The following is a 25,261-nucleotide window of genomic DNA, read 5'->3' on the forward strand; positions in this document are numbered from 1 at the left end:
ACATCGAACGCGGCACACACACCGACATCAGCCGATGCCCGCCGCAACGGCGGGGGAGGAGATCGAGGATGCGAGTTCGACCCCGCACCACCGTCCTGTTTGCCGCGATGACACTGACCGGCGTACTGGTGGCCGCCGCCCCGGCCGCAGCCGCCCCGAGCGCCGAAAGCGCGACGCCGGTCGCCACGAACCGAGCCGGCACGTTCTTCCCCGGTACGTTCGCACTGCCGGACGGGTTCCAGCCGGAGGGGATCGCGATCGGGGCGCTGCCGTACGCCTTCTTCGGCTCGCGCGCCACCGGCGCCATCTACCGGGTCAGCCTGCTCACCGGCCGGGGTGAAGTGATCAACCCCGGTTCGGGCACCCCGTCCCTGGGGCTCAAGGTGGACCTGCGCGGGCGCCTGTTCGTCAGCGGCGGTAACACCGCCACCGGCGCTACCGCCCGGGTGGTCAACGCGTTCACCGGGGAACTGCTGGCCAGCTACCAGTTCAGCTCCGTACCGAGCTTCGTCAACGACGTGGTGCTCACGTCGGACGCGGCCTGGTTCACCGACTCGACCAACCCCGTCCTGTACAAGCTGCCGCTGGACCGGTGGGGTGGCCTGCCCGACGCCGACGAGGTGGTCACGCTGCCGCTGACCGGCGATATCGTCTACGGCGCCGGGGTCAACGCCAACGGCATCGTGACCACGCCGGACGGGCGCGGGCTGCTGATCGTGCAGTCCGGCACCGGCCTGCTCTTCCGGGTCGACCCGGCCACCGGGGTGACCAAGACCGTCGACCTGGGCGGGGAGTTGCTGACCAACGGCGACGGCCTGCTCCGCGAGGGACGCACCCTCTACGTGGTGCAGAACCGCCTGAACACCGTCGCCGTGTTCGAACTCGACCGCACCGGCACCAGCGCCCGCCTGGTGGAGAAGCTGACCTCCCCCACCTTCGACGTACCGACCACGATCGCCGCCTACGCCAACCGCCTCTACCTCCCCAACGCCCGCTTCACCACCCCACCCACCGCCACCACCCCATACACCACCACATCCATCCCGCGCCCCTGACCCCCCGCCCCGCCCACCATCCCCCGCCCCCCATCCCCCGCCCCCGCCCCCCCCGTCCCCGCCCCCCGTCCCGTCGATCTTGCAGTTGTGGCGGTGGATGAACCGGACTCTTCGGAACAGTCCGGGCACCACAACTGCAAGATCGACGAGTGGTGGGGGGTGGGGGGTGGGGCGGGGTGGGGGTGGGGGTTAGGGGGTTGGGGTGGGGTCGATGGTGGTTAGGCGTTGGGTGGCGCGGGAGAGGGCTACGTAGAGGGTGCGTACGCCGGATTCGGAGTCCGTGCGGATCTCGGTGGGGGCGATCAGGGCGACCCCGTCGTACTCCATGCCCTTGGCCTGGAGGCTGGTGACCACCTGGAGGCGCGGTTCGGCCAGGTGTTGCAGCCAGCCCGCGACCTCCTCCCGGCGCGGCACCGGGGTGATCACCCCGACCGTGCCCTGGACCTCGGCGAGCAGGTCCGTCACCGCCTTGACGGTCGTGGCGGCCAGCTCCTCCGGCGGTACGACCAGTTCGATCGGCTCGACCCCGGTCGAACGCACCGCGGTCGGCAGCGGCAGATCGGGGGCGACCTCCCGGATCACCGCCGCGGCCACCTCGAAGATCTCCGCCGGGTTGCGGTAGTTCGTGGAGAGGGTGAAGTCGTGCCGGGGGCGGCGGCCGAGCGCCTTGTCCCGGGACTGGGACAGCTCGCGGGCATCGCCGGTCCACGCGGTCTGAGCCGGGTCGCCGACCACGGTCCAGGAGGCGAGCCGACCGCGCCGGCCGAGCATCCGCCACTGCATCGGCGACACGTCCTGGGACTCGTCCACCACCACGTGGGCGTACTCCTGGTAGTCCTCCGGCCGTTCGACCCGCGCCCGCTCGGCGCGCTGCCGATCGGCGTACGTGCTCAGCTCGCGTACCCCACCGCCGAGCAGGTACGGATCGCGCCGACGCTTCGCCGCCCGCAGCGGCTTGCCGAGCAACTCGTCCAACTCGTCCAGGATGGCCACGTCGGCGATGGTCGGCCCGTCGGCGTCCAGGGTCCGCCACGACGCGCTCAGCGCCCGGATCTCCCGGTTGGACAGGATCCCCGACGCGTACGCCTGCAGCCGCTCCGGCCGGGTCATCCAGCCCATCACGTGCCACGGGTGCAGTTGGGGCCACCAGGCCCGGATGAAGTCCCGGAAATCGCCGCGTTCGGCAAGTTCACCCTCGAACTCGCGGCGCTCCGGCAGGCGGCCGGCCCGCATCCGCTGCGCCTGCGTCCAGAGCGCGTTGAACAGGCCGTCGATCCCGGCCCGGCGTACCTCGTTGCGGCGGGCACCTCGGGGCAGTGCCCGGACCCGGATCGAGTCCAGTTCGCCGGCACCGAGCCGGAGCAGTTCGCCCCGGTAGAGCAGGCGCAGTTCGGTGGGGCCGCCGGGGACCGTGTCGTGGGCGGCCCGTTCCAGCACCCGGCGCATCCGCAGCGAACCCTTGATCGCCGCGACCGCGGTCGGGTCCGTACGCGTGGCGACCACGCCGGGGAAGAGTGAGCCGAGCGAGTGCAGGGTGGCGGTCTCCTCGCCGAGCGAGGGCAGTACGGAGGCGATGTACTCGACGAACACCCCGGACGGACCGACCACCAGCACGCCGCCACCGGCGAACCGGTTCCGGTCGGAGTAGAGCAGGTAGGCGGCCCGGTGCAGGGCGACCGCGGTCTTGCCGGTCCCCGGTCCGCCGGAGACGATCGTGACGCCACCGGCGGGGGAGCGGATCGCCTCGTCCTGCTCGCGCTGGATGGTGGCGACGATGTCGCGCATGCCCCGGCCGGTCGCCTTGGCCAGCGACGCGAGCAGTGCCCCGTCCCCGACCACCCGCATGTCGGGCGGCGCGGCGCCCGGGTCGAGCAGGTCGTCCTCGATCCGGGTCACCTTCTCGTTGGCCGACTGGATCATCCGTCGCCGGACCACTCCGCGCGGGTCGGCGGGGGTGGCCTGGTAGAACGCCGCGGCGGCGGGTGCCCGCCAGTCGATCACCAGCGGCTCGGCCCGCTCACCGCGTACGCCGAGCCGACCGACGTGCAGCACCTGCCGGTCGCGCAGGTCCAGCCGGCCGAAGACCAGCCCCTCGTGCTCGGCGTCGAGCGACTGGCGGCGCCGGGCGGCGTGGAAGACCATCGCGTCCCGTTCGACGAGCGCGCCGAAGTTGCCCACCCGGGCGAGCTGGTAACCCTCCTGCTCAGCCTGGACGGCGGTCTGGCGCAGCTGGGCCAGCCGGGCGTAGACCAGGTCGAGATGGCGCTGCTCGGCGGCCATCTCCTGTTGCAGGGTGGTGAGGTCGGTCAACGTGCAGACTCCCGGTTGGTCGGTCGCGGGTCGCGCCGCCGAGCCGGTCCGATCGGGCCGGGCGGAGGCGCGGACGCGCAGGATTGCCAGGATGCGAGGGTACGGGGTTACCGTCCGGTCGTTCCGCGCCGATCGCCCGATCGTGCCCCGACCGGTCGTCCGGACGCCCCACCCGTGCCCCGAACCGGGCCCGTCCGGGGCCCGCACCAACCCAACGGAAGGGCTCCGCGGAATCTTCCCGCCCGGTCCGGCTGCCCGACGGGAGATCTTCCCGCCGACCCGGGAGCGGTCGGTCCGCCGCCGGCCCGGATGACTCAGCGTGCCGGCCGGGACGGCTCAGCGTGCCGGCCCGGGCGGCTCAGTGTGGCGGCCGGGATGGCTCAGCGTGCCGGGCCGGGCGGCTCAGTGTGGCGGGCCGGGCGGCTCGGTGTGCCGCCGCCCGGACGGCTCGGTGTGGGCGGGCCGTCGTTGGGTGGGGATCGGCGCGAGTGCGCGGCGGACCACCTCCAGCAGTGCGGCGTTCACCTCGTCCGGGCGTTCCAGCATGAGCATGTGCCCGGCGCCCGGACAGACCGTCAGTTCGGTGTCCGGGAGCGCGTCGACGATCGACTCGGTGCAGCGCGGCGGGGTGAGCCGGTCCCGGTCGCCGACCAGTGCGGCCACCGGCAGGTCACCGAGGGCGGTGAGGGTGTCCAGACGGTGCTGCCGGCCGATCGAGGACCGTAGCCCGCCGATCGCGACCAGTGCCGCGCGCGCCACCGCCGAGGTGGTCAGCCGGATGTCCTCCGGTGCGCAGTCGTCGCCGAAGAGCAGCCAGCGCAGGCTCGGCCGCAGCGCCTGCAACACCGGTTGGGGCGTACGCAGGCCGCCGCAGCGGGCCAGTACGCCGGCACCGGTGGTCTCGGCGAGCCGGATCAGCCAGGTGAGGCGGGTGGGCAGGCCGTAACAGGTGTGGGTGTGGCCCTCGGCGGTGGTCGCGACGAAGACCAGTCCGGCGATCCTGGCGGCGAAGTCGTCGGGGTGGCGGTGGGCGTACTCCATGATCGTCATGCCGCCGAGCGAGTGTCCGACCAGCACCACCGGGCCGGTCGGTGCCAGCCGGTAGAGCAGTTCGGCAAGATCGTCGCCGAGTCGGGCGAGGTTGGCCGTACCGAGGTGGCTCACGCCGGACCGGCCGTGCCCGCGGGCGTCGTAGCTGATCACCCGTACGGCGTCGCCCAGGTGCTCGACGAGCGCGGACACCTGCCGGTGCCAGGTCCGGTGGTCCAGGGTCCAGCCGTGCAGCAGCACCACGGTGATCGGTGCGGTGGCCGGTCCGACCTGCTCGACCCGCAGCCGGATCCCGTCGGACAGCTCGACCCCGGCGTCGTCGAGCCCCTCGGGCGGGTCGACCTGCCCCGGTGACTCGGGCGCGGCGACTTGGTCGAGTGGATCGATCGTCTCGGGCGCGGCGAGTTGGTGGAGCGGATCGATCGTCTCGGGCGTGTCGAGCGGCTCGCGGGCGGGCAGGGTGGCTGTCGCGGGCGTGGGGGAGGCCGGCTCGACCCGGGTGCGCTGGGTCGGGGGTTGGTCGGACATGGCTACCTCCGGATCGTCCGAGGGTTGCCGTACCCGCGGGTAACAAGCGTACCCGCGATCTTGGTCGCGGCGTTCCGGTTGTTACCCGACGGTCATCTTGGCCAATCGCACCCTGACGAGGTGTCGGCGGTGGTTGCGTCAGACTGCGCGAAAAGCGACAAACGCCTCGGTCCGGCACGGAGCCGGACCGAGGCGTTCGCTCGGTTCAGTGCGATCAGGCGGTGAAGACGCCAGCCTCGACGAGCCGCTTGTCAGCGGTGTCCCAGCCCTCGCCCGGGAACGCCGCAGCCAAGCCGGCGATCTCAGCGCGGATCTTCACGGCGTGGCCGGCACCGGCGAGCTGACGAAGCTCCTCGATGAAGGCGTCCGAGTCGGTGCGCACGTGCACGGTCTTGCCGTTGGTCAGGTTCCGCACGTAGGCGTGCTTGCCGCCGTTGAGCGGGATCAGGTACTTGAACTCGCCGAGCACGCTCAGGGCGCCACCCTGACCGGCCTGGCCGGCGCGGACTGACGCGCGCGCGGTCTTTGAGGTGTTGTTCGCCACGAAAGTGCTCCTTGCCAGACATAACGGGAGGACGGAATGCGCGGCGGCAACACGCCGGACGCGCCTTGGTGGCCGGGGGGCCGCCGAACTGCTGTTCGGTGGCCGGAGCCACCGGAGAACCTGCTGTTGGCAGCCTGGGCCACCGGATCCACGAACGCACGGCGACACAGGACGCCGAGTGAACTTTACACGACCACGAGAGCCGTACGGCGACCGCGGCCTGTCGTGAGGAATGAACACCCACTAGCGGTACGGCTATTCCGGCATGCCAAAATTCCGATTCTCTGGCGCACCATCCGTCACAGCAGTCATCATGTGTTCCAGCATCGCCTGGTGATCGAGGTCGTAGGGGAAGACGCACCTCGCTCTCCGGGAGGTCACCGTGCCAACGCGTGGCGTCGTATACGTCCACTCGACCCCACTCGCCGTGTGTGCACACGTCGAGTGGGCGATCGCGCGCGTCCTTACCGTGCCGGTCAATCTGCACTGGACGGTTCAACCCGTCGATCCCGGCGCACGCCGGGCTGAGTGCAGTTGGTCCGGCCGGCCGGGGACGGGCGCGGAACTGGCTGCTGCCCTGCGGCAGTGGCCGATGATCCGTTTCGAGATCACCGAGGAGCCGAGCACCGGGGTCGACGGTGAGCGGTTCATGTACGTCCCCGGACGCGGGCTGTTCCGGGCAACCACCGGCGCCGCTGGTGACATCCAGCTCGGCGAGGACCGGCTGCGCGCCATCATGGCGTCGGCACGGGCTCCCGAGGCGCTGGCGCACGCCCTGGACAAGGCGCTCGGCACGGCGTGGGACGCCGAGCTGGAGCCGTACCGGTACGCCGGTGACGGGGCTCCGGTGACGCTGCTCACCAGGGTCGGCTGACCATGCGGAGACGACCTGGTCAAGTTGCCCTGATAAGGGGGAAACTGATGGGATAGCGGGATGCCGACCCTCCTCCGGCGTACCATCGCCGCGCTTGCCGTACTGGCCGCGCTGACCGCGACCGGCTGTGCCGGTCGATCCGACCAGGGCACCACGGCAGGCGCGAGCCCCACCGTCCCGGCCAGCCCCACGGCCGCTCCGAGCCCCTCCGGCGGCCCGGATCCGGCAGCGCGGGCGGCCGAGCTGGTCGGCCGGCTGACCGACGAGGACCTGGTCGGCCAGGTGCTCATGCCGTACGCGTACGGCAGCTCGGCCACCAAGGTCACCCCCGGTTCGGCAACCGGCAACAAGGCGCTGGCCGGAGTGGAGACCCCGGCCGAGATGATCGCCAAGTACCGGCTGGGCGGGCTCATCCTGGTCGGCTTCTCCGCCGACGACCCCACCGGCAAGAACCAGGTCACCACGAACGTCGACAACGTCGCGCAGGTGCACGGGCTGACCGGCGGGTTGCAGGAGGCCGGCGCCAAGCTCCCGGCCGGCGCAGCCCCGCTGCTGATCGGCACCGACCAGGAGTTCGGTGTGGTCACCCGGATCGGTACCGGCGTGACGGTGCTGCCCAGCGCGATGGCCTTCGGCGCGGCCCGTAACCCCGGCCTGACCGAGGCCGCCTGGTCGGCCGCCGGCACCGAACTCGCCGCGCTCGGGATCAACGTCGACTTCGCCCCCGACGCCGACGTACTCGGCGCGCACAGCGCGGTGATCGGCTCCCGGTCCTTCGGCGACGACCCCAAGGTCACCAGCGAACAGGTCGCCGCCGCCGTCCGGGGCCTACAGGGCGCGGGAGTCGCGGCGACCCTCAAGCACTTCCCCGGCCACGGCCACACCGCCGCCGACTCGCACGACGACCTGCCGCAGCTCACCCAGGACCGGGCCGCGCTCGACAGCGGTGACCTGCCGCCGTTCACCACCGGCATCGCCGCCGGGGCCGGGCTGGTCATGTCCGGGCACCTGGACGTACGGGCGATCGACCCGGGCGTGCCGGCCACCTTCTCGCACAAGGTGCTCACCGACCTGCTCCGCGGGCAGCTCGGCTTCAAGGGCGTGGTGGTCACCGACGGGATGAACATGGCACCGGCGATGCGCTACCCGGCGGGCGAGGCCGCGGTACGGGCGATCAACGCCGGCAACGACCTGCTGCTGATGCCGCCGAACCTGACCCAGGCGTACGACGGGCTGCTGGCCGGCGTACGCGACGGCACGCTGCCCCGTACCCGGCTGGTCGAGGCGGTGACCCGGGTGCTGACGCTGAAGTTCACGCTCGCCGGGCGGCAGGCCCCGCCGATGGCGACGCTGGACACGGCGGCGCACCGGGAGGCTGCCCGGAAGGTGGCGAACGCGTCCGTGACCGCGCTGCGCGGCACCTGCGCCGAGGCGGCCGTGCACGGGCCGATCACGGTCACCGCCGCGAACGGGCGGCAGAAGACCGCCGCCACGCTCACCGACGCGCTGCGTGCCGCCGGTGCCACCGTGGTCGCACAGGGCGGCACGGTCGTGCACCTGGTCGGGTACGGCGACGCCGCCTCCGACCTGAACACCGCCGCCGCGGTCACCGTCGCGATGGACACCCCGTACGTGCTCGACGCGGCGAAGTCGCCGGTGCTGCTGGCGACGTACTCGTCCACGGCGGTGTCGATGGCGGCACTGGCCGACGTACTCGCCGGAAAGGCCCGGCCGACCGGTCAGTCGCCGGTGCCGGTGACCGGTCTGCCACGCAGTTCCTGCACCGCCTGAGGCGTACCGATCGGTCGTCGCCGGGGCCCGCTCGGGCGGCCTCGGCGACGTCGGTCGTCGGCCCGCCGGGAAGCCGCTGCTGGTAGCGTTCGGAAGTCCGCCGGGTCGACCGGAACGGGGGGTGCGCGGGCCGTGACGCAACCGGGACCGGCGCTGTCCGTGGTCGTGCCGATGTTCAACGAGGAAACCGTGCTTCCGTTGCTGGTCGAGCGGCTGCGTGGGGTCCTCGACGGGCTCGGCGAACCGTACGAGGTGGTCGCGGTCGACGACGGCAGCACCGACGGCACCGCCGCCGCGCTGGCCGGACTGCGGGCCCACTGGCCACAACTGCGGGTGCTGCGCCTGCGCCGCAACAGCGGGCACCAGGCGGCACTCGTCGCCGGGGTGCTGCGGGCCGGCGGCGGGCACGTGGTCAGCCTCGACGCCGACCTCCAGGACCCGCCGGAGACCATCGCCGAGATGCTGCGGGTCGCCCGCGCCGACCAGCTCGACATCGTGTACGGCGTGCGCGCCGACCGGCGCACCGACACGGTTTTCAAGCGGTGGACCGCCGGGCTGTACTACCGACTGATGCGACGGCTGGTCGGCAAGCAGGTGCCCGCCCAGGCCGGTGACTTCCGGCTGCTGAGCCGGGCCGCGGTGGAGGCACTGCGGGAGTTGCCCGAGCGGACCCCGGTGCTCCGGCTGGTCGTACCCTGGCTCGGTTTTCCCAGCGGAGAGGTGACCTACCTGCGCGACGAGCGGGCGGCCGGGCGGACCAAGTACCCGGTGTCCCGGATGGTCGGCCTCGCCGCCGACAGCGTGACCAGCTTCTCCGCCGCCCCGCTGCGCTTCGCCACCTGGCTCGGCCTGGCCGGCGTCGCGGTCTGTTCGCTGCTGGTGGTGGTCGCCGTGGTCGCGTACTTCTTCGGCGCGACGGTCAGCGGCTGGCCCTCGCTGTACGTGGCGGTGCTCTTCCTCGGCGCCGTCCAGTTGCTCTGCCTCGGCCTACTGGGGGAGTACGTGGCCCGGATCTACACGGCGGTGCAGGGGCGGCCGGCGTACTTCGTCGCCAGCGACAGCGCGGACGGCCCGCCGGCAAGCCCGACCACCGCCGTCACCAGCGGCGACGCCGCCGGTGACGGCGGCGTGGCAGCCCTCGCCGACACGCTCCGTTGACCGCCGTCGCCGCCGGGGCGCCGACCCTGGACACCCCGACCCGCCGGTCCACCCGCGCCCTCGGGCAGCTCCGCCGGTACGCACCCGCGGTCGCCGTGTTCGTCGTGCTCGCGGCGATCCTGCTCGACGCCGGCACCCCGGCGGTCGACATCGCCCGCTACACCGGTTACGCCCTGCTCGGCGTCGTGCTCCCCGGCACCCTGGTCTACCGGGCACTGCGCGCCCGACCGCACACCCTGGTCGAGGACCTGGCCGTCGGCGCCGCCGTCGGGCTGATCCTCGAACTGGCCGCCTGGGCCGTCCTCACCGGACTCGGGCTCGAACAGTGGCTGCGGTACTGGCCGGTCGCCGTGCTGCTGCCGTTCCTCGCCGTACCCCGGCTGCGCCGGCACTGGCGGGTACGCGGCTACACCCCGGTCCCGACCGGCTGGGCCTGGTCGGTGGCGGCCGTGGTGGTCGGCTTCACCGCGTACCTCGCCGAGTCGTTCCTCTACCGCAACCCGATCCTGCCCGTCGGGGAAGGGCAGGCGCAGTACATCGACCTGCCCTTCCAGCTCTCCATCGCGGGCGCCGCCACCCACCAGATGCCGCCGGACGTGCCGCAGGTGGCCGGCGAGCCACTGCACTACCACTGGTTCGGCTTCGCCCACATGGCGGCGGCGAGCCTGGTCAGCGGGGTCGACCTGCCGACGGTGTTCTTCCGGCTGGCCGTACCGGCGCTCTGCCTGCTCGCGGTGGTGCTGGTCGCGGTCGTGGGCTGGCGGATCACCGGTCGGCCGTACGCGGGTGCGGTCGCGGCGGCGCTCATGTTCACCATCGGCGAGTTCGGCTACGAGAACGGAATCCGCCAGCTCTTCGGCACCCAGGCGACGTTCATCGTCTGGGGCAGCCCGTCGATGACGTACAGCTGGGTGTTGCTGTTGCCGCTGATCGCGGTGCTGGCCGACCGGATCGGCCCGGCCCGCGACGTGGCCGTGCCGCCGCTGGGGCGGGGCGCCTGGGTGCTCGCCGCGCTGCTGCTGGTCGCCTCGACCGGGGCGAAGGCCAGCTCGGTGCCGGTGGTCGTCGCCGCCCTCGCGCTGACCGCCCTGGTCACCCTCGTGGTACGCCGACGCCTGGCCTGGCCGGTGCTCGTCGGCGGTGCGCTGGCGCTGGCCGCCCAGGGCTTCGCCACCGCTATCCTGTTCGCGTTCGAGAGCCACGGCGTGACCGTCGACCCGTTCTCCGGCCTGCGCCCCTTCGTCGGTACGGTCGACCGCCCGGCCGGCACCACCGCCCTGCTCTGGGTCGCCGTCCTGCTCGCCTTCCTGGTCAACCTCCAGCTCCGGCTGGCCGGCATCGTCGCGCTGATCCGGTACCGGCGGTTCCGGCTCGAACCGGTGCAGGTGTTCCTGCTCGGCGGCGCGCTCGCCGGCCCGGCGATCTACCTGCTGGTCGGGCACCCCGGCAGCAGCAACCAGTACTTCATCCGGGCCGGTTTCGCGTTCGGGGTGATCGCCTCCGCCTGGGGGTACGCCGAACTGCTGGAACGCGCCCGGCTCTCGACCCGCGCCCGGATCCTGCTCGCGGTCGGCGCGGTCGGGTTCGCGCTCGTACTGAGCCTGATCCAGCTCGACCACCCGGCCACCGTGTACGCCGCGCCGACCTGGGACGTGCTCCGGCCGCTGTTCTGGTGGGCGGCGGCACTCGGCGGGCTCGCCGTACTCGGGGCACTGCTCTGGCCGGCGCTGGCCGGACACTGGCCCCGGCTACGCGGGCGCGGGGCGGCGATCCTGCTGACGGGCGTACTCGTCGCCGGGGCACCGGGACTCGTGCTGGACGCGGCGGCCGGGCGCCGGTATCCCAACGGCGGCGCGTACGCGGTGGTGCCGATGCCGCAGTCGCGGGTCGACGCCGCCCGCTGGGTGTACGCGCACAGCGACCCGGACGACATCGTCGCCACCAACGTGCACTGCCGGGCGATGGTCAACGGCTACTGCGACGCGCGCTCGTTCTGGCTCAGCGCCTACACCGAGCGCTCGGTGCTGGTCGAGGGCTGGTCGTTCGCGCCCCGGATGGTCGGGCTGCCCGGCGGCCCGTACGCCCCGTTCTGGGACCAGGAGCGGTTGCGGGCCAACGACGAGGCGTTCACCGCCCCGACCCCGGACGGCCTGGCCACCCTCCGCGACCGGTACGGCGTCCGCTGGCTGGTGGCGGACCGCAGCGTCGAGCAGGAGTCCCCGGACCTGTCCACCCTCGCCACCATCCGCTTCGACAACGGCAACCTAGCCGTCTACGAACTCCCCTGACGCCCCCCGCGCCCGCCCGTCGGGCGTCCGAGGCGCCTCTTTCACTGAATGAGTGGTTATTCCGCGCTGGATCACCACTCATTCTCCGTATTAGTGGTGATCTTGGGGGTGGTGTGGGGGTGGGGTTAGGGGCGGTGGGCGCGGAGCATGAGGGAGACGCCGGGTAGGGACTTGACCGGCAGGTAGCGCTCGGCGGTGATCACCGCCCGGAGGCCGAGGTTGACCACACCGGGCAGCTCGTCGAGGTCGCTGCCGGTGGACTTGCGGCGGCGCCAGGCGGCCACCGGGCGGAGCATCACGTTCCAGCTCCAGAGTTCGTCGACGACCAGACCGGCCTGCTCCAGCACCGAGACCAGCGAGGTCCGGTCGTAGCGGCGTACGTGACCGACGGCGACGTCGTGCGCCGACCAGAGCCGCATGTCGCACGGTACGGCGATCAGCGCGGTCCCGCCCGGCCGTAGCGTACGCCGGATCTCCGCGGCGGCGAGCTGGTCCTCGTCGATGTGTTCGAGGATGTCGAACGCGACCACCAGCCCGAGGCTGGCCGACGGCAGTGGCAGTTGCCGGGCGTCCGCGCGCAGCACGTGCAGCCCGCGTTCGGCGGCCACCTGCGCGCCCTCGGGGCTGTACTCCAGCGCCACCGGCCGCCAGCCGTGCGCCCGCAGCACCCGGGTGTTGCCACCACCGGCCGCACCGATGTCCAGTGCCCGGTCAGAGCTGCCTGCCGCGACGGTTGCGGTCGGGCCCTGGCCGGCGGCGGCCAGCCGGCGCAGCGATCGGGCCAGCAGGGCCCGCCGCTCCCGGTACCACCAGTGGGTGTCCTCCAGGGCGGCCAGCTTGCGGATCTCGGTCGCTTCCACGGGGGTTCACCCTAATCGGACACCGTCCCCCGCAGCACCCAGCCCCCGCTCCCTGATCCGGTGCTTCGTGATCCGGAGGGCTCGGCCAGGAATTCTGCGGGACCACTATCCGGTCAGAGCGGGATGTTGCCGTGGGCGCCGCGGGCGGCCGGGGCGGCGGCCAGCGCCTCGGCGATCCGGCGGCGGGTCTCGGCCGGCTCGATCACGTCGTCGACCACGCCGATCTCCAGCGCCCGGTTCACCCCACCGGCGGTCCTGGTCTGTTCCTCGATCAGTTGCGCCCGCAGCGCGTCGCGCTCGGCGGCCGGGGTGGCGGCCAGCCGCTTGCGGTGCAGGATGTTCACCGCCGCCGCCGCGCCCATCACGGCGACCTCGGCGTTCGGCCAGGCGAAGACCGCGGTGGCACCCAACGAACGGGAGTTCATCGCGATGTACGCGCCGCCGTACGCCTTGCGGGTCACCAGGGTCACCCGGGGCACCACCGCCTCGGCGAAGGCGTGCAGCAGCTTGGCGCCGCGGCGTACCACGCCGTCCCACTCCTGGCCCAGGCCGGGTAGGTAACCGGGTACGTCGACCAGCACGATCAGCGGTACGCCGAGCGCGTCGCACAGGCGCACGAACCGGGCCGCCTTCTCCGCGCTGGACGCGTCCAGGCAGCCGCCGAGCCGCAGTGGGTTGTTCGCGACCACGCCGACCGTACGGCCGGCGAAGCGACCGAGCACGGTCACCACGTTCGGCGCCCACTTGGCGTGCAACTCCACCCCGGCGGCGTCCAGCAGCGCCTTCACCACCGGCTTCACGTCGTACGCCCGGTTCGGCTCCGGCGGCATCAGCGCCGCGAGGTCGTGCCCCTCCGGGGCGGTGGCCGGGATGTCGGCCGGGCTCAGTCGCCCCTGGTGACCCAGGAGCGCGGCCAGCTTGCGGGCCTCGACCAGAGCCGACTCGTCGTCCTTGGTGGTCACGTGCACCACGCCGGAGCGGCGGCCGTGCGGCTCGGGGCCGCCGAGGCGTTCCATGTCGACCTGTTCGCCGGTGACGCTGCGGACCACCTCCGGCCCGGTCACGAAGATCCGGCCGGCACCGCTCATCACCACGATGTCGGTCAGCGCCGGCCCGTACGCGGCACCGCCGGCCGCCGGGCCGAGCACCACCGAGATCTGCGGCACCCGCCCGGAGGCGCGCACCATGGCGGCGAAGACCTGACCGACCGCGTCGAGTGCGACCACGCCCTCGGCCAGCCGGGCGCCGCCGGAGTGCCAGAGGCCGAGCACCGGCACCCGCTCGCGTACGGCGGTGTCGATCGCGTCGACGATGTGCTGGCACCCGACGGTGCCCATGGCGCCACCCATCCGGGTGGCGTCGGTGGCGTACGCGACGGCGGGGGTGCCGTCGATCTCGCCCCGGGCCCAGAGCACGCCCGAGTCGTCGCGGGGCACCAGCAGGCGCAGCGAGCCGTCGTCGAACAGCGCCCGGAGCCGGAACTCGGGGTCGCGGTGGTCGACGACAGAGGAGTCGGCGCTGACGGAAGTGGTGGTCACGTACGCCTCCGATCACACCCCGGTCGGGTACGCGGGCGTACCCGACCGGAGCAGTCAGTTGGTCTCAGACCCGGGTGAAGATGAGAGCCACGTTGTGCCCGCCGAAGCCGAACGAGTTGTTCAGCGCCGCGGGGATGTCCAGGGAACGGGGCTTGTGGGCGACCACGTCGAGCAGGCCGTCCTCCGGGTCGTCGAGGTTGATCGTCGGCGGGACGATCGAGTCCCGGATGGACAGGATGGTGGCGATCGACTCGACCGCACCGGCTGCGCCGAGCAGGTGCCCGATCAGCGACTTCGTGGCGGTCAGCACCGGGTGGTCGCCGAGGGCGGCCCGCAGTCCGGCCACCTCCAGCATGTCCCCGACCGGGGTGGAGGTCGCGTGCGCGTTGACGTGCACGATGTCTGACCGGTCGAGGCCGGCGTCGGCCAGCGCGAACCGGATGGCCCGCTTGAAGCCGGCGCCCTCCGGGTGCGGCTGGACGATGTCGTACCCGTCCGAGGTGATCCCGGCACCGGCGAGCCGGGCGTAGACCCGCGCGCCGCGGGCGGCGGCGTGGTCGGCCCGTTCGAGCACCAGCACACCGGCGCCCTCACCGAGCACGAACCCGTCCCGGCCCTTGTCCCAGGGGCGGGACGCGGTCTCCGGGTCGTCGTTGCGGATCGACATGGCCCGGGCCGAGGCGAAACCGGCGATCGGCAGCGGGTGGATGACCGCCTCGGTACCGCCGGCCATGACCACGTCGGCGCGACCCGACCTGATCATGTCCAGTCCGAGGGCGATCGCCTCCGCACCGGTCGCGCAGGCGCTGGCCACCGAGTGCACACCGGCCTGGGCACCGAGTTCGAGCCCGACCCAGGCGGCCGGTCCGTTCGGCATGAGCATCGGGACGGTGTGCGGGGAAACCCGCCGCGCGCCCTTCGCTTCCAGGATGTCGTCCTGGGCGAGCAGGGTCTGCGCGCCACCGATGCCGGTGCCGACGCTGACCCCGAGCCGCTCCGGGTCCAGGCCGGAGTCGGCCAGCCCGGAGTCGGCCCAGGCCTGGTGGGCGGCGATCAGGGCGATCGCCTCGGACCGGTCGAGCCGGCGTAGCTTGACCCGGTCCAGGACCTTGGACGGGTCGACCGCCAGCTCGGCGGCGATCCGTACCGGCAGTTGCTCGGCCCACTCCTGGGTGAGCGGTCCCACCCCGGAGCGGCCGGCGAGCATGGCGTCCCAGGTCGACGCGACGTCCCCGCCGAGCGGGGTCGTCGCGCCGAGCCCGGTGACGACGACGTCGGGGCGAGTCATGATCAGGACTGCGCCTCAATGTAGGCGACCGCGTCGCCCACGGTCTTCAGGTTCTGTACCTCGTTGTCGGGGATCTTCACGCCGAACTTCTCCTCGGCCGCGACGACGACCTCGACCATGGAGAGCGAGTCGACGTCAAGGTCGTCGGTGAACGACTTCTCCTCGGCGACGTCGTCCGGGTTCACGCCGGCAACCTCTTCGAGGATCTCGGCGAGGCCGGCGGTGATCTCGTCACGGGTCGTCATGGTGCTGGTTTCCTCTCGGTAAATGGATCTGCGCTGGCGGACGATACCGCCTGCACCGGACCGTACGTGCCGGCCGGTGGGGTCTGACAACGGGTCTGCCCGCAGTGGCGTACCGGGCAGGGGCTCAGGGGCAGCGGACGACCTGGCCGGCGTAGGTGAGGCCGCCGCCGAAGCCGAAGAGCAGCACCGGGGCGCCCTTCGGGATCGCGCGCTGCTCGACCAGCTTGGACAGGGCCAGCGGTACGCTCGCCGCCGAGGTGTTGCCCGACTCGACGATGTCGCGGGCGATCACGGCGTTGGGCATGCCCAGCCTCTTGGCGATGCCCTCGATGATCCGCAGGTTCGCCTGGTGCGGCACGAACGCGGCGATGTCCTCCGGCGCCACCCCGGCCCGCTCGCAGGCCTGCAGGGCGAGCGGGGCGAGCGCGGTGGTCGCCCAGCGGAACACCTGCTGCCCCTCCTGCTGGATGTACGGGCGCCAGCCCTCGATCCGTACGGCGTCGCTCTTCTCCGGCACCGAGCCCCAGACGACCGGGCCGATACCGGGGGTGTCGCCGTCGTCCTCGGCGCTGACCACCGCGGCACCGGCACCGTCACCGAAGATGATGCAGGTCGAGCGGTCGGTCCAGTCGGTGAAGTCGGAAAGCTTTTCGGCGCCGATGACCAGGGCGTTGCGGGCCGCTCCGGCGCGCAGCGCGTGGTCGACGGTGCCGAGCGCGTAGGAGAAGCCCGAGCAGGCGGTGTTCAGGTCGTACGCGCCGGGGGCGTCGATGCCGAGCTTGGCGGCGACCCGGCAGGCGACGTTCGGGCTGCGGTCGACCGAGGAGCAGGTGGCGACGACCACCAGGTCGATGTCGGCGGCGGTGAGCCCGGACTTGGCCAGCGCGGTGTCGGCCGCGGCGGTGGCCATGTCGCTGACGGTCTCGCTGTCGGCGATCCGCCGGGTGACGATGCCGACCCGGTCGCGGATCCACTCGTCGTTGGTGTCGACGATCTTGGCGAGATCGTCGTTGGTGAGGACCCTGGATGGCTGGTAGTGCCCCATGGCGACGATGCGGCTCATGAGAGGTGTCCTCCGATGCGGGCGAGGGGTTGGCCCGGAGCGACCGGGTCGTCGGCTGAGGCGAGCCATTCGGTCAGCACTCCGGAGCAGTGTGCGGCCACATCGGCCGGGCCCTGCCGGGTGGTGACGTGGCCGATGGACTGGCCGGACTTGATCGTGTCGCCCTCGTCGAGGTCGACGGCGGGTACGAACGTACCCGCGCTCGGGGCGACCACCACCCGGAACTGCATGGTGGGTTCGTGGCTGGGTGCCATTGCGTGCCGGGCGATCAGGTCGCGGGCGGCGGGCAGGTCGTCGGGGGTGTTGAGGGTCACGATCTCCGGCGCCCCGGTGGCCTTGAGCTCGCGCTTGACCAGACCGGCGAGCGTGCCGGCCGGCGGGAGTTCGATCACCCCGGTGACACCGAGGTCGGCCAGGGTGGCCATGCACAGGTCCCAGCGCACCGGGGCGGTCACCTGCCGGACCAGCCGCTGGAGCATGTCCCGGCCGTGGTTGACCGCGGCCCCGTCGAGGTTGGACAGGAGCAGCCGGGCCGGGTCGCTCGGCACGATGCCGGCGGCGACCCTGGCGAGGGCCTGCTCGGCCGGGGCCATGTACGGGGTGTGGAAGGCGCCGGCTACCTGGAGCAGTCGTACCCGGGCACCGGCGGGCGGCTCGGCGGCGAGCTTCTCCAGCCGGTCGACCGCACCGGCGGCGACGATCTGGCCGGCGCCGTTGTGGTTGGCCGAGTGGAGCCCGTGGGCCTCGATCGCGGCGGCCACCCCGTCGGCGTCACCGCCGAGTACGGCGGCCATGCCGGTCGGTTCGAGCGCGCAGGCGGCGGCCATCTCCCGGCCGCGTACGGCGGCCAGCGTGATGGCGGCCTCGGCGGACAGTACGCCGGCCAGGGCGGCCGCCCCCAGCTCACCGACGCTGTGGCCGGCGGTGAGGCCGACGTCGTACATCGGGAGGTGTTCGGCGGCGAGCAGCGCGGCGGCGATCAGCAGCGGCTGGGTGCGCGCGGTGTCCTTGATCTCGTCGGCGTCGGCGGTGGTGCCGAGGTGGACCAGGTCCACTCCGGCGAGCGCGGACCACCAGCGCAGGCGCGCTTCCGTGCCGGTCAGGTCGAGCCAGGGAGTGAGGAAGCCGGGCTTCTGTGAGCCCTGGCCAGGCGAGAGTACGGCGAGCACGGTTATGACTCTGCTGGATACTGGCCGGTCACGTGGTTGCCGCAAGTCACCAAACCACACTACGACCTTTGTAGGGTTCCCACAAAGATCGGTGGGGGTGATGCGGGTTATGGGCCTTTTGCAGTGAACGGTCGTTCATGTCCCGGTGATGGGGGACCCGGTGCGGCCGGGTCCAGCCGTCCGATCGTCAGCGCCATCCGCAACGCGAACGCGTCCCGCGGGGTCAGCGGCGAGTACCCGGTCACGTCCGCGATCCGGCGCAGACGGTAACGCACCGTGTTCGGGTGGACGAACAGCGCCCGGGCCGCGCTCTCCAACACCCCACCGGCGGCGAAGAAGGCGTCCATCGTCTCCAGTAACTCCCCGCCGGCCCGCACCAGCGGGGCGTACACGTCCTGGCGCAGCCCGCGCCGGGCCTCCGAGTCGCCCGCCAGGGCCCGCTCCGGCAGCAGGTCGACCGCGGCCACCGGGCGCGGTGCCGCCGGCCAGGCCGGTGCGGCCCGGTACCCCGACAGCGCCGCGCGGGCCGAGTCGGTCGCCTGGTCCAGGCTCGGCACGGCCGGACCGACCACCACCGGACCCTCGCCGAAACCACCGAGCAGCCGTGCGGTCGCGGTCAGCGGGTCCACCGCCCCGCCGAGGACCAGCACCAGCCGGTCCCCGTGCACCCCGCCGATCGTCTCCACCCCGATCCGTCGGGCGGCCCGGTAGACGGTGTGCAGCACCGCCGCCACCTCGCCACCGGGGGAGCGGCCCACCGCGACCGACACCGGCGGGGCGTCCGCCCAGCCCAACGCCGCCGCCCGGCTGGCCAGCACGTCGGACGAGTCGCCGCGCAGCAGCGCGTCCACCAGCAGGGCCTGCAATCGGGCGTCCCAGGCACCGCGCGACTCGGCGGCGCGCGCGTACACCCGGGCGGCGGCGAACGCGATCTCGCGGGAGAACTTCAGCACCACCTCGCGGAGCAGCTGCTCCTCACCGGGCGCGGCCAGCTCCGGGACCTGTTCCTCGACCACGTCGATGGTCACCTTGATCAGGGCGACGGTCTGTTGCAGGCTGATCGACCGGGCCAGCGCCCGGGGCGCCGAGGCGAACACCTCGTCGGAGACCTCCTGCGGGCTCTCGCTGGCGCCACCGCCCTGCCGCAGCCACTCGACCAGGGAACTGACGCCGGCCTGCGCGACCAGCATGACCCAGGCCCGCTGCTCCGCCGGCAGTCCCCGGAACCAGGGCAGGCTCTCGTCCATCCGGGCCATGCTCGCGGTGGCCAGGCTGCCCGCCGCGCGCTCGATCCGGCGCAGCGTGGCGGCCAACTCGCCGCCGTCCGCCTCGGTCACCACCCCGCCACCCTGCCACGCCCGCTCCGGGGCGTGGGGAAGGGCCCGTCGCTTTCCGTGAGCCGAGGACCCAGCCGAACGTCCGGGGCCAGGCCGGACGGTCGTGCCATCATGCTGGGATGATCGCCCGCCCGCCGGTCGCGCTGCCGTTGCTCGCGCTCGCCGCCTTCCTGGCCCTGTTCGCCATGGTGGTCGGTGGCTGGGCGCCGCTGGAGAGCTTCGACGCCGCGATCAGCGACGCCTTCCGGGGGTACGGCGACCAGCGCCCCGATCTGGTCTCGGTGCTGCGGCTCGCCACCGACGTGGCCGCCACGGTGCCGTTCCTGGTGATCGGTGCGGTGGTCAGCGCCGGTCTGCTGGCCCGGGCCGAACGCCGCCTCGCCGCCTGCTGCGCCGTCGTGACGGTGGTCGTACCGGTGCTGTGGAGCCTGATGCACTGGTGGGTGCACAGCCCCCGGCCGTCGAACGGTTTCGTGGTGGTGCACAGCAACGGCTTCCCCAGCGGGCACACCAGCAACGCGAGCGCGCTGGCGCTGCTGGCCGTACTCCTGCTCTGGCCCCGGTTCGCGCGGACCGGGCGGGTCGTCACGGTCGCGCTGGCGGCGGCGTTCGCGATCTTCATCGGACTGACCCGGCTGGCGTTGCTGGCGCACTGGCCGGCAGATGTGCTCGGTGGTTGGCTGCTCGCGCTCGCCGTGGTCCCCTCGACGGTGTACGCCGTGGACCGCATCGCCCCGCGCCCGCGCGTCCCCGCGCTGTCCGCGAACCGGGCACCCCGCTGATCCGAGGGTATTCGGCGTACCCGGTCCGGCCGGACTCTTCGTGATCAACAGGTGTCCCTCCGTCGATTGACGGAGTACGGGTGCCCACGGGTCATCGATTCGTCGGATGGCAACGGACCGACGGTGTGGTGGGATCGACGGATGGCCGTACAGCGTCGTACGACCGGTCAGCGCGAGGTTCTGCCGAACCGGGGTTCGACGCGTAATCGGGTCCGCTCCGCAGCGCCATCCTGATCTCCAGCCACGGCGGCGTCGGACCCGTCAACTTAGGCCAGTACGGTGAGAGTGCCTGGTACGGCTTGCCACAGTCCCGCGATGGTCACCACCACCGATGAGCTGGGCCGTTCCGGGGGACCGCCCACACGGCGACGGCGACAAATAGCAAGAGGAGGCCGGATGGCGCACGGGGAGGCCGAGCACGGCTGCGCCCGCGGCGATCAGCCGCTGTTCCGGGGTGACCAGGACGAGCAGTCGACTTCCTTCACGGGTAAGCCGATGCGCTGGGTCTGCGGAGCAGTGCCCGCCGGAGCCGAGGTGGCACCCGGTGCCGCCGGTTCCGGTGCGCCCGGCGTCGGCGCCAGCGGCATCGGTGCGCCCGGCGTCGGCCCGACCAGCCCCGGCCCGGCGTTGACCGGCGGCTCACCCACTGCGGAGCCGTTGCCGGACGAGGGTGTGGTCGAGGTGGCGGTCGGTGCCCTGGTGCCCCGGCAGCGGGCCGGCGAGTCGGCCGCGACGTCCGTCACGACTACCGGCGACACCACCGAGTGTGCCGACCCGGTCGACCAGGTCGGTGGTGAACTCCAGCGGGCGCCGTCCTGCCAACCAGACCTGCCGGGCTGGGCCGGTGGGCACCGCCACGGCGCGGTCCGACCGCGCGTACGCGGAGACCGGCGACAACGCCCACCGGACCGGTGGTGCTGAGGTTGGCTCGCGCCTCAGCGGGTGCGGCGGCGGACCAGCAGCGAGATGCCGGCCAGGCAGATCGTGATCGCGACGACCACGGCACCGTTGAGCAGCAACAGGCTGCGCAGGTCGGTGAGCACCCGGGAGAGGTCCTTGCCCGGGGTCAGGGAGTCTTCCTTGATCACCCGCTCGCCGCCGCCGATGCCGCCGTTGACCATGCTGGCCTGATTCGGCAGTGGCACCCCGGCGGCCTGCAACGTCTCGTTCATCGAGAGCCGGCCGAAGAACCAGGCCGGCGAAACGGTGCTCCCGTCGGGCTGCTTCGTCGGGCGGAACGCCCGAGGGCCGCCCTTGGCCAGCGGGTAGAGGTCGTAGGTCTGCTTCGGCACGTCGTCGATCAGCACCGTGACGATGTATTTCGGGCCGAGGTCACCGGCGGCCGGGGAACTGGTCTGTCCCGTGCCGCGTAGCCAGCCGACCTGGTCGAGCACGGCGGCGAAGATTTCCTGGTCGCCCTCGGCGCGGATGATCAGAGGCGCGGCGACGCCGTCACCGGTGATGGTGACCGAGTTCGGTGCGGGTGCCGGTGCGGCGGCTGCGGGGGTGGCCAGTCCGAGCCAGGAGCCGACCGCGATCAGCAGCGCGGCGACGACCGTGAGTCGGTGCTTGTTCCCTCGGATCATCGCTGACCTCCTCGCCCCGTTCGATGGATGGCCTTGATGCAGGTCACGCACTGGTGTTGTTCGGAGTGCGGTCTGCTGCCGGGGCAGGTTCGTCGCGCTCACTACACAGACTCCGCAGAACGCCGCTCGGTTGCACCTGTTCGAGCAGTATTTGGAACTATCTGCGATCTAGGGTCGACTTAATGACGAGCCGTTGATCGGTGGCCGAATCGTATCTTCGCGGAGGACTCCATGGGGGGCAAATCAATCCGGGCCGCAGGGCTGCTGCTGGCCGCGATCGCCGGTGTGGCAAGCGTTGTGCTGACGGCGACGCCCGCCGCCGCGCACAACTCGCTGACCAGCAGCGATCCGAAGGACGGGGCCAGCCTGGGCAAGGCGCCCGCCCAGGTGACCCTGACCTTCCTGGCCCGACTCGACCCTCGGGCCACGAAAATCACCCTGACCGGGCCGGATAACGTTTCGGCCGCAAGTGCCGCACCGACCTTTTCTGGTTCCAAGGCCACGGTCGGCTTCCGGCCCGGCCCGGCCGGTCTCTACACCGTCGGGTACGAGCTTCCGTCCAGTGACGGCCACCCGATCAAGGGCAAGATCAAGTTCACCCTGACCGTAGGCACAGCCCCAACCGCCGCCCCCACACCATCAGCAACCCCCGCGGCAGCACCCACACCCACACCCACCACCACAGCCGGACCCGCCCTCACCCCACTGGCCGGCACCGGCCAAGACAAGAACACCACCTCAAGCTGGTGGCCCTGGGCCATCGGCGCAGCCGTCCTACTCGCAGCAGCGGCAATCAGCGCCCTACTCCTGCTCCGCCGCCGCCCCCGCTCCACCTAACCAAGCAACCAACCGATCGCACCCAACCGATCGATCCACCCACTGAAGCAGCAAAACCCCGACGAGCGAAAGGTTGGGGCCCGCCGTGCCCGCGGCGGGGATCAAGCCTGACGGCCCAGAGCGGGCACGGCGGGCCCCAACCCCACAAGAACAAAAGATCAGGGCAACCGAACCCGAGCCCCCCGCAACCGCGCGAGCGTACGCTCACGCCCCAACACCGTCAGCGACTCGAACAACGGCAGCCCGACCGTACGACCGGTCACCGCGACGCGTACCGGTGCCTGGGTCTTGCCGAGCTTGAGCCCCCGCTCAGCACCGACCTGCTCCAGCGTCGTCTTCAGCGGTTCGGTGTCCCAGGTTTCCAACGCGTCGAAGGCGGCGATCGCCGCGTCGAGCAGTTCGGCCGAGCCCTCCTTCATCGTCTTCGCCCAGGCCGCCTCGTCGATCAGCGGGCTGGCCAGGAAGAGGAAGTCGACGTTCGGCACGATCTCGCTCATGACCGCGATCCGGGTCTGTGCCAGTGCCGCCACCGCCGCGAACGCGGCCGGGTCGAACTCGTCCGGCTGCCACGGCGGGGGGGCGATGGTGTCGGTGCCGGTCAGCCACGGCTGGCAGGTGGCGATGAACTCCTCCACGGACAGGGCGCGGATGTAGTCGCCGTTGAAGGCACGCAGCTTCTTCTCGTCGAAGAAGGCCGGCGAGAGGTTGACCTCCTCCAGCCGGAACTCCGACTCGATCACCGACCAGGGCACGATCTCCCGGTCGCCGGACGGCGCCCAGCCGAGCAGCATCAGGTAGTTGCGCATGGCCGAGGCCAGGTAGCCCTCGTCCTTGTACGCCTCCAGTGCCACCTTGTCGCGCCGCTTGGAGAGCTTCTGCCGCTTCTCGTTGACGACCACCGGCACGTGCGCCCAGACCGGCGGCTTCACCCCGAGCGCCTCCCAGAGCAGTTGCTGCTTGGGAGTGTTCGGCAGGTGTTCCTCGGCCCGGATGACGTGACTGATCTCCATGATCATGTCGTCCACGACGTTGGCCAGCAGGAAGACCGGCGAACCGTCACCACGGGCGATGACGAAGTCCTCGATCAGCCGGTTCTCGAACGTCGGCTCGCCCCGGATCAGGTCGACCACCACGGTCTCGCCCTCGTCCGGCGTACGGAAGCGCAGCGCCCTGCCCTCGCCCGGCCCCAGGTTCTTGTCGCGGTGGTAACCGTCGTACCCCTGGTACTGCGAACCAGTACGGGCCTGGACCGCCTCACGGGTGCAGTCGCAGTAGTAGGCGCGACCGAGGCCGTAGAGCTTCTCGGCGGCGGCCCGGTGCTGGTCGGCGTTGGCGGACTGGAAGTACGGGCCCTCGTAACTGCCGCGTTCGATGCCGATCCAGTCCAGCGCGGAAAGGATGCCCTCGGTCCATTCGGGCTTGTTCCGGGCGGCGTCGGTGTCCTCGACCCGGAGGACGAAAACACCGCCCTGCTGCCGGGCGTAGATCCAGTTCTGGAGGGCCGAGCGGGCACCGCCGACGTGGAACATGCCAGTCGGGGAGGGGGCGAAGCGTACGCGTACCGTCACGGGCCAAGCCTACGGGCGACCCCGTACGCCCCCGCCACCAGGTTTCGCCAACGGCCCGATTATCGTCGCCTCCGGCCATCGCGCCGCTGACCAGCGGCTGGTCGACGGCGGGAACCGGACGATCGCGGCAACGGGCCGCAGTGCGTACGACAGCGGGCGGGGGGAGGTGCGGATGGTTCGGCTGGATGCCGTACGCCGGTTGGCTCCGGTGCGGCGGATGGACTGGTCGGCGTGGCTCGCGCTCGGCTTGCTCGCCCTCGGGATGCTGCTGCTCGCCACCGGGCTGGTGCCGGCGGCCGACGCCGACGCCACTCTGCACCGGATCGCCCCGATCCTGGTTTTCCTGTTCGCGGTGCTGATCCTGGCCGAGCTGGCGGCGCGGGCCGAGTTCTTCGACGTGCTGGCCGCCCGGATGGCCATCGCCGCCCGGGGCAGCTACCCGGCGCTGTTCGGGCTGAGCGTGGCGCTGGCCGCGGCGACCACGATGATCCTCAACCTGGACACGACGGCGGTCCTGCTCACCCCGGTGATGCTGGCGGTCGCGGCCCGCGCCGGCATCGCCCCGCTGCCGCTGGCGATGACCACGATCTGGCTGGCGAACACGGCGAGCCTGCTGCTGCCGGTGTCGAACCTGACCAACCTGCTCGCCGCCGACCGGGTGGGTCTGCCGGTGCTCGGCTTCGCCGAACGGATGTTGTTGCCGCAGCTCGCGGCGCTGGTGGCGACCGCGGCCTGCCTCTGGTTCTGCTACTGGCGCCGGGGGCTGCGCTCCGAATCGCGTTACCAGCCGCCCCCGCGCTTTCACCCCCGCGACCGGGTGCTGTTCCGGGTAGCCGCGCTGACCTGCGCCTTCTTCGTGGTGGGCATCCTGGTCGGGGTGCCGATCGCGGTGGTGTCGGTGGTCGGCGCGGTGGTGCTGCTGGTGGCGTTCGCGGTCCGGGACCGGGCGCAGGTGCGCTGGGCGCTGATCCCGTGGCGGTTGCTGGCCCTGGTCGGCGGGATGTTCCTGATCGTCGACGCGGTCGGTCGGCTGGGCCTGTCCCGGCTGCTGGGGGTCCTGGTCGGGGTCGATCCCGGCCTGGGTGGGGTGTGGCGGGCCGCGGCCACCGGCGGCGTGCTGGCCAACCTGATCAACAACCTGCCGGCGTACGTGGCCGCCGAGGCGGTGGTGCCGCTCGGCCACACCAATCAGCTCCTCGGCCTGCTGATCGGCACCAACGCCGGGCCGCTGGTGCTGCCCTGGGCGTCGCTGGCGACCCTGCTGTGGCTGGAGCGGTGCCGGGCCGCCGGCCTGAGTCCGCGTTGGCCGCGCTTCCTGCGTACGGGCGCGTTGACCGCGATTGTGACGGTCGTCGCCGCCGTGAGCGTCCTGCTCCTGGAACGCTGAGCC

Annotated in this window: 21 protein-coding genes; 9 read left to right on the forward strand and 12 right to left on the reverse strand. The window is 72.2% G+C overall.

The window, feature by feature from the left end; genetic code table 11:
* The first annotated feature begins 68 nt into the window (after window positions 1–68).
* A complete protein-coding gene (locus AB0J90_RS04010) occupies window positions 69–1,055 on the forward strand; it encodes a superoxide dismutase (RefSeq protein WP_363591913.1) in 987 nt (328 codons plus the stop codon).
* A 189-nt stretch (window positions 1,056–1,244) separates the two neighbouring features.
* Here AB0J90_RS04010 and AB0J90_RS04015 read toward each other — a convergent pair whose 3' ends face one another.
* The 3 genes from AB0J90_RS04015 to AB0J90_RS04025 form a co-directional block, all read right to left on the reverse strand.
* Window positions 1,245–3,365 carry an AAA family ATPase gene (locus AB0J90_RS04015; RefSeq protein ID WP_363591915.1) on the reverse strand — a complete coding sequence of 707 codons (2,121 nt, stop codon included), beginning with the start codon at window positions 3,363–3,365 and terminating at the stop codon, window positions 1,245–1,247.
* Between the two features lie 402 nt (window positions 3,366–3,767).
* The gene (locus tag AB0J90_RS04020) at window positions 3,768–4,943 is read right to left on the reverse strand and encodes an alpha/beta hydrolase (protein WP_363591917.1); all 1,176 of its coding nucleotides are present in this window, start codon (window positions 4,941–4,943) and stop codon (window positions 3,768–3,770) included.
* A gap of 214 nt (window positions 4,944–5,157) precedes the next feature.
* On the reverse strand, window positions 5,158–5,487 hold the full coding sequence (locus AB0J90_RS04025; protein ID WP_326556492.1) for a hypothetical protein: 330 nt from the start codon (window positions 5,485–5,487) through the stop codon (window positions 5,158–5,160).
* Window positions 5,488–5,869: 382 nt separating this feature from the next.
* On the opposite strand from AB0J90_RS04025, the gene AB0J90_RS04030 reads away from it, so the two are divergent.
* The 4 genes from AB0J90_RS04030 to AB0J90_RS04045 all read left to right on the forward strand — a co-directional run bounded on the left by AB0J90_RS04030 (window position 5,870) and on the right by AB0J90_RS04045 (window position 11,598).
* Window positions 5,870–6,361: a DUF3145 domain-containing protein gene (locus AB0J90_RS04030; RefSeq protein WP_326556493.1), complete on the forward strand. Its 492-nt coding sequence runs from the start codon at window positions 5,870–5,872 to the stop codon at window positions 6,359–6,361.
* Between the two features lie 60 nt (window positions 6,362–6,421).
* On the forward strand, window positions 6,422–8,152 hold the full coding sequence (locus AB0J90_RS04035; protein WP_363591919.1) for a glycoside hydrolase family 3 protein: 1,731 nt from the start codon (window positions 6,422–6,424) through the stop codon (window positions 8,150–8,152).
* Between the two features lie 132 nt (window positions 8,153–8,284).
* Entirely contained in the window at window positions 8,285–9,310 is a 1,026-nt protein-coding gene (locus tag AB0J90_RS04040; RefSeq protein ID WP_363591921.1) for a glycosyltransferase family 2 protein, read from the forward strand.
* Window positions 9,307–11,598: a hypothetical protein gene (locus tag AB0J90_RS04045; RefSeq protein WP_363591923.1), complete on the forward strand. Its 2,292-nt coding sequence runs from the start codon at window positions 9,307–9,309 to the stop codon at window positions 11,596–11,598. Before AB0J90_RS04040 ends, AB0J90_RS04045 begins: the two co-directional genes overlap by 4 nt.
* Window positions 11,599–11,723: 125 nt before the next feature.
* Here the strand turns inward: AB0J90_RS04045 and AB0J90_RS04050 are convergent, their stop codons facing one another.
* The 7 genes from AB0J90_RS04050 to AB0J90_RS04080 form a co-directional block, all read right to left on the reverse strand.
* Complete coding sequence (locus AB0J90_RS04050) at window positions 11,724–12,458, reverse strand: class I SAM-dependent methyltransferase (protein WP_363591925.1); 735 nt, start codon at window positions 12,456–12,458, stop codon at window positions 11,724–11,726.
* Window positions 12,459–12,571: 113 nt separating this feature from the next.
* Window positions 12,572–13,996: a carboxyl transferase domain-containing protein gene (locus AB0J90_RS04055; RefSeq protein ID WP_363591927.1), complete on the reverse strand. Its 1,425-nt coding sequence runs from the start codon at window positions 13,994–13,996 to the stop codon at window positions 12,572–12,574.
* 64 nt (window positions 13,997–14,060) lie between these two features.
* The gene (gene fabF, locus AB0J90_RS04060; protein ID WP_363591929.1) at window positions 14,061–15,284 is read right to left on the reverse strand and encodes a beta-ketoacyl-ACP synthase II; all 1,224 of its coding nucleotides are present in this window, start codon (window positions 15,282–15,284) and stop codon (window positions 14,061–14,063) included.
* Between the two features lie 2 nt (window positions 15,285–15,286).
* Complete coding sequence (locus AB0J90_RS04065) at window positions 15,287–15,529, reverse strand: acyl carrier protein (protein WP_326556500.1); 243 nt, start codon at window positions 15,527–15,529, stop codon at window positions 15,287–15,289.
* A 124-nt stretch (window positions 15,530–15,653) separates the two neighbouring features.
* Entirely contained in the window at window positions 15,654–16,592 is a 939-nt protein-coding gene (locus tag AB0J90_RS04070; RefSeq protein ID WP_363591931.1) for a beta-ketoacyl-ACP synthase III, read from the reverse strand.
* A complete protein-coding gene (locus AB0J90_RS04075; protein ID WP_363591933.1) occupies window positions 16,589–17,761 on the reverse strand; it encodes an acyltransferase domain-containing protein in 1,173 nt (390 codons plus the stop codon). Before AB0J90_RS04075 ends, AB0J90_RS04070 begins: the two co-directional genes overlap by 4 nt.
* A gap of 107 nt (window positions 17,762–17,868) precedes the next feature.
* Window positions 17,869–19,098, reverse strand: coding sequence for a helix-turn-helix domain-containing protein (locus AB0J90_RS04080; RefSeq protein ID WP_363591935.1), 1,230 nt, complete (start codon window positions 19,096–19,098; stop codon window positions 17,869–17,871).
* Between the two features lie 119 nt (window positions 19,099–19,217).
* On the opposite strand from AB0J90_RS04080, the gene AB0J90_RS04085 reads away from it, so the two are divergent.
* Both AB0J90_RS04085 and AB0J90_RS04090 read left to right on the forward strand, forming a co-directional pair.
* Window positions 19,218–19,880 carry a phosphatase PAP2 family protein gene (locus AB0J90_RS04085; protein WP_363591937.1) on the forward strand — a complete coding sequence of 221 codons (663 nt, stop codon included), beginning with the start codon at window positions 19,218–19,220 and terminating at the stop codon, window positions 19,878–19,880.
* 396 nt (window positions 19,881–20,276) lie between these two features.
* Window positions 20,277–20,801: a hypothetical protein gene (locus tag AB0J90_RS04090; protein WP_363592193.1), complete on the forward strand. Its 525-nt coding sequence runs from the start codon at window positions 20,277–20,279 to the stop codon at window positions 20,799–20,801.
* A gap of 14 nt (window positions 20,802–20,815) precedes the next feature.
* On the opposite strand, the gene AB0J90_RS04095 is transcribed toward AB0J90_RS04090, so the two are convergent.
* Complete coding sequence (locus AB0J90_RS04095; protein ID WP_363591939.1) at window positions 20,816–21,466, reverse strand: hypothetical protein; 651 nt, start codon at window positions 21,464–21,466, stop codon at window positions 20,816–20,818.
* Window positions 21,467–21,697: 231 nt separating this feature from the next.
* On the opposite strand from AB0J90_RS04095, the gene AB0J90_RS04100 reads away from it, so the two are divergent.
* Window positions 21,698–22,303: a copper resistance CopC family protein gene (locus AB0J90_RS04100; RefSeq protein ID WP_363591941.1), complete on the forward strand. Its 606-nt coding sequence runs from the start codon at window positions 21,698–21,700 to the stop codon at window positions 22,301–22,303.
* Between the two features lie 158 nt (window positions 22,304–22,461).
* Here AB0J90_RS04100 and gltX read toward each other — a convergent pair whose 3' ends face one another.
* Entirely contained in the window at window positions 22,462–23,871 is a 1,410-nt protein-coding gene (gene gltX, locus AB0J90_RS04105) for a glutamate--tRNA ligase (RefSeq protein WP_363591943.1), read from the reverse strand.
* 172 nt (window positions 23,872–24,043) lie between these two features.
* Between gltX and AB0J90_RS04110 the strand changes: the two genes are divergently transcribed.
* A complete protein-coding gene (locus AB0J90_RS04110) occupies window positions 24,044–25,258 on the forward strand; it encodes an SLC13 family permease (RefSeq protein ID WP_363591945.1) in 1,215 nt (404 codons plus the stop codon).
* The last annotated feature ends 3 nt before the right edge of the window (window positions 25,259–25,261 follow it).

This window comes from Micromonospora sp. NPDC049523 (assembly GCF_040676775.1).
Lineage (GTDB): Bacteria > Actinomycetota > Actinomycetes > Mycobacteriales > Micromonosporaceae > Micromonospora_G.

Coding starts and splice junctions, on each gene's coding strand:
- fabF (WP_363591929.1), bottom strand. CDS start 15,284: ATGACTCGCCCCGACGTCGTCGTCACCGGGCTCGGCGCGACGACCCCG.
- AB0J90_RS04100 (WP_363591941.1), top strand. CDS start 21,698: ATGGGGGGCAAATCAATCCGGGCCGCAGGGCTGCTGCTGGCCGCGATC.
- AB0J90_RS04110 (WP_363591945.1), top strand. CDS start 24,044: ATGGTTCGGCTGGATGCCGTACGCCGGTTGGCTCCGGTGCGGCGGATG.
- AB0J90_RS04095 (WP_363591939.1), bottom strand. CDS start 21,466: ATGATCCGAGGGAACAAGCACCGACTCACGGTCGTCGCCGCGCTGCTG.
- AB0J90_RS04090 (WP_363592193.1), top strand. CDS start 20,277: ATGGCGCACGGGGAGGCCGAGCACGGCTGCGCCCGCGGCGATCAGCCG.
- AB0J90_RS04010 (WP_363591913.1), top strand. CDS start 69: ATGCGAGTTCGACCCCGCACCACCGTCCTGTTTGCCGCGATGACACTG.
- AB0J90_RS04035 (WP_363591919.1), top strand. CDS start 6,422: ATGCCGACCCTCCTCCGGCGTACCATCGCCGCGCTTGCCGTACTGGCC.
- AB0J90_RS04070 (WP_363591931.1), bottom strand. CDS start 16,592: ATGAGCCGCATCGTCGCCATGGGGCACTACCAGCCATCCAGGGTCCTC.
- AB0J90_RS04085 (WP_363591937.1), top strand. CDS start 19,218: ATGATCGCCCGCCCGCCGGTCGCGCTGCCGTTGCTCGCGCTCGCCGCC.
- AB0J90_RS04065 (WP_326556500.1), bottom strand. CDS start 15,529: ATGACGACCCGTGACGAGATCACCGCCGGCCTCGCCGAGATCCTCGAA.
- AB0J90_RS04020 (WP_363591917.1), bottom strand. CDS start 4,943: ATGTCCGACCAACCCCCGACCCAGCGCACCCGGGTCGAGCCGGCCTCC.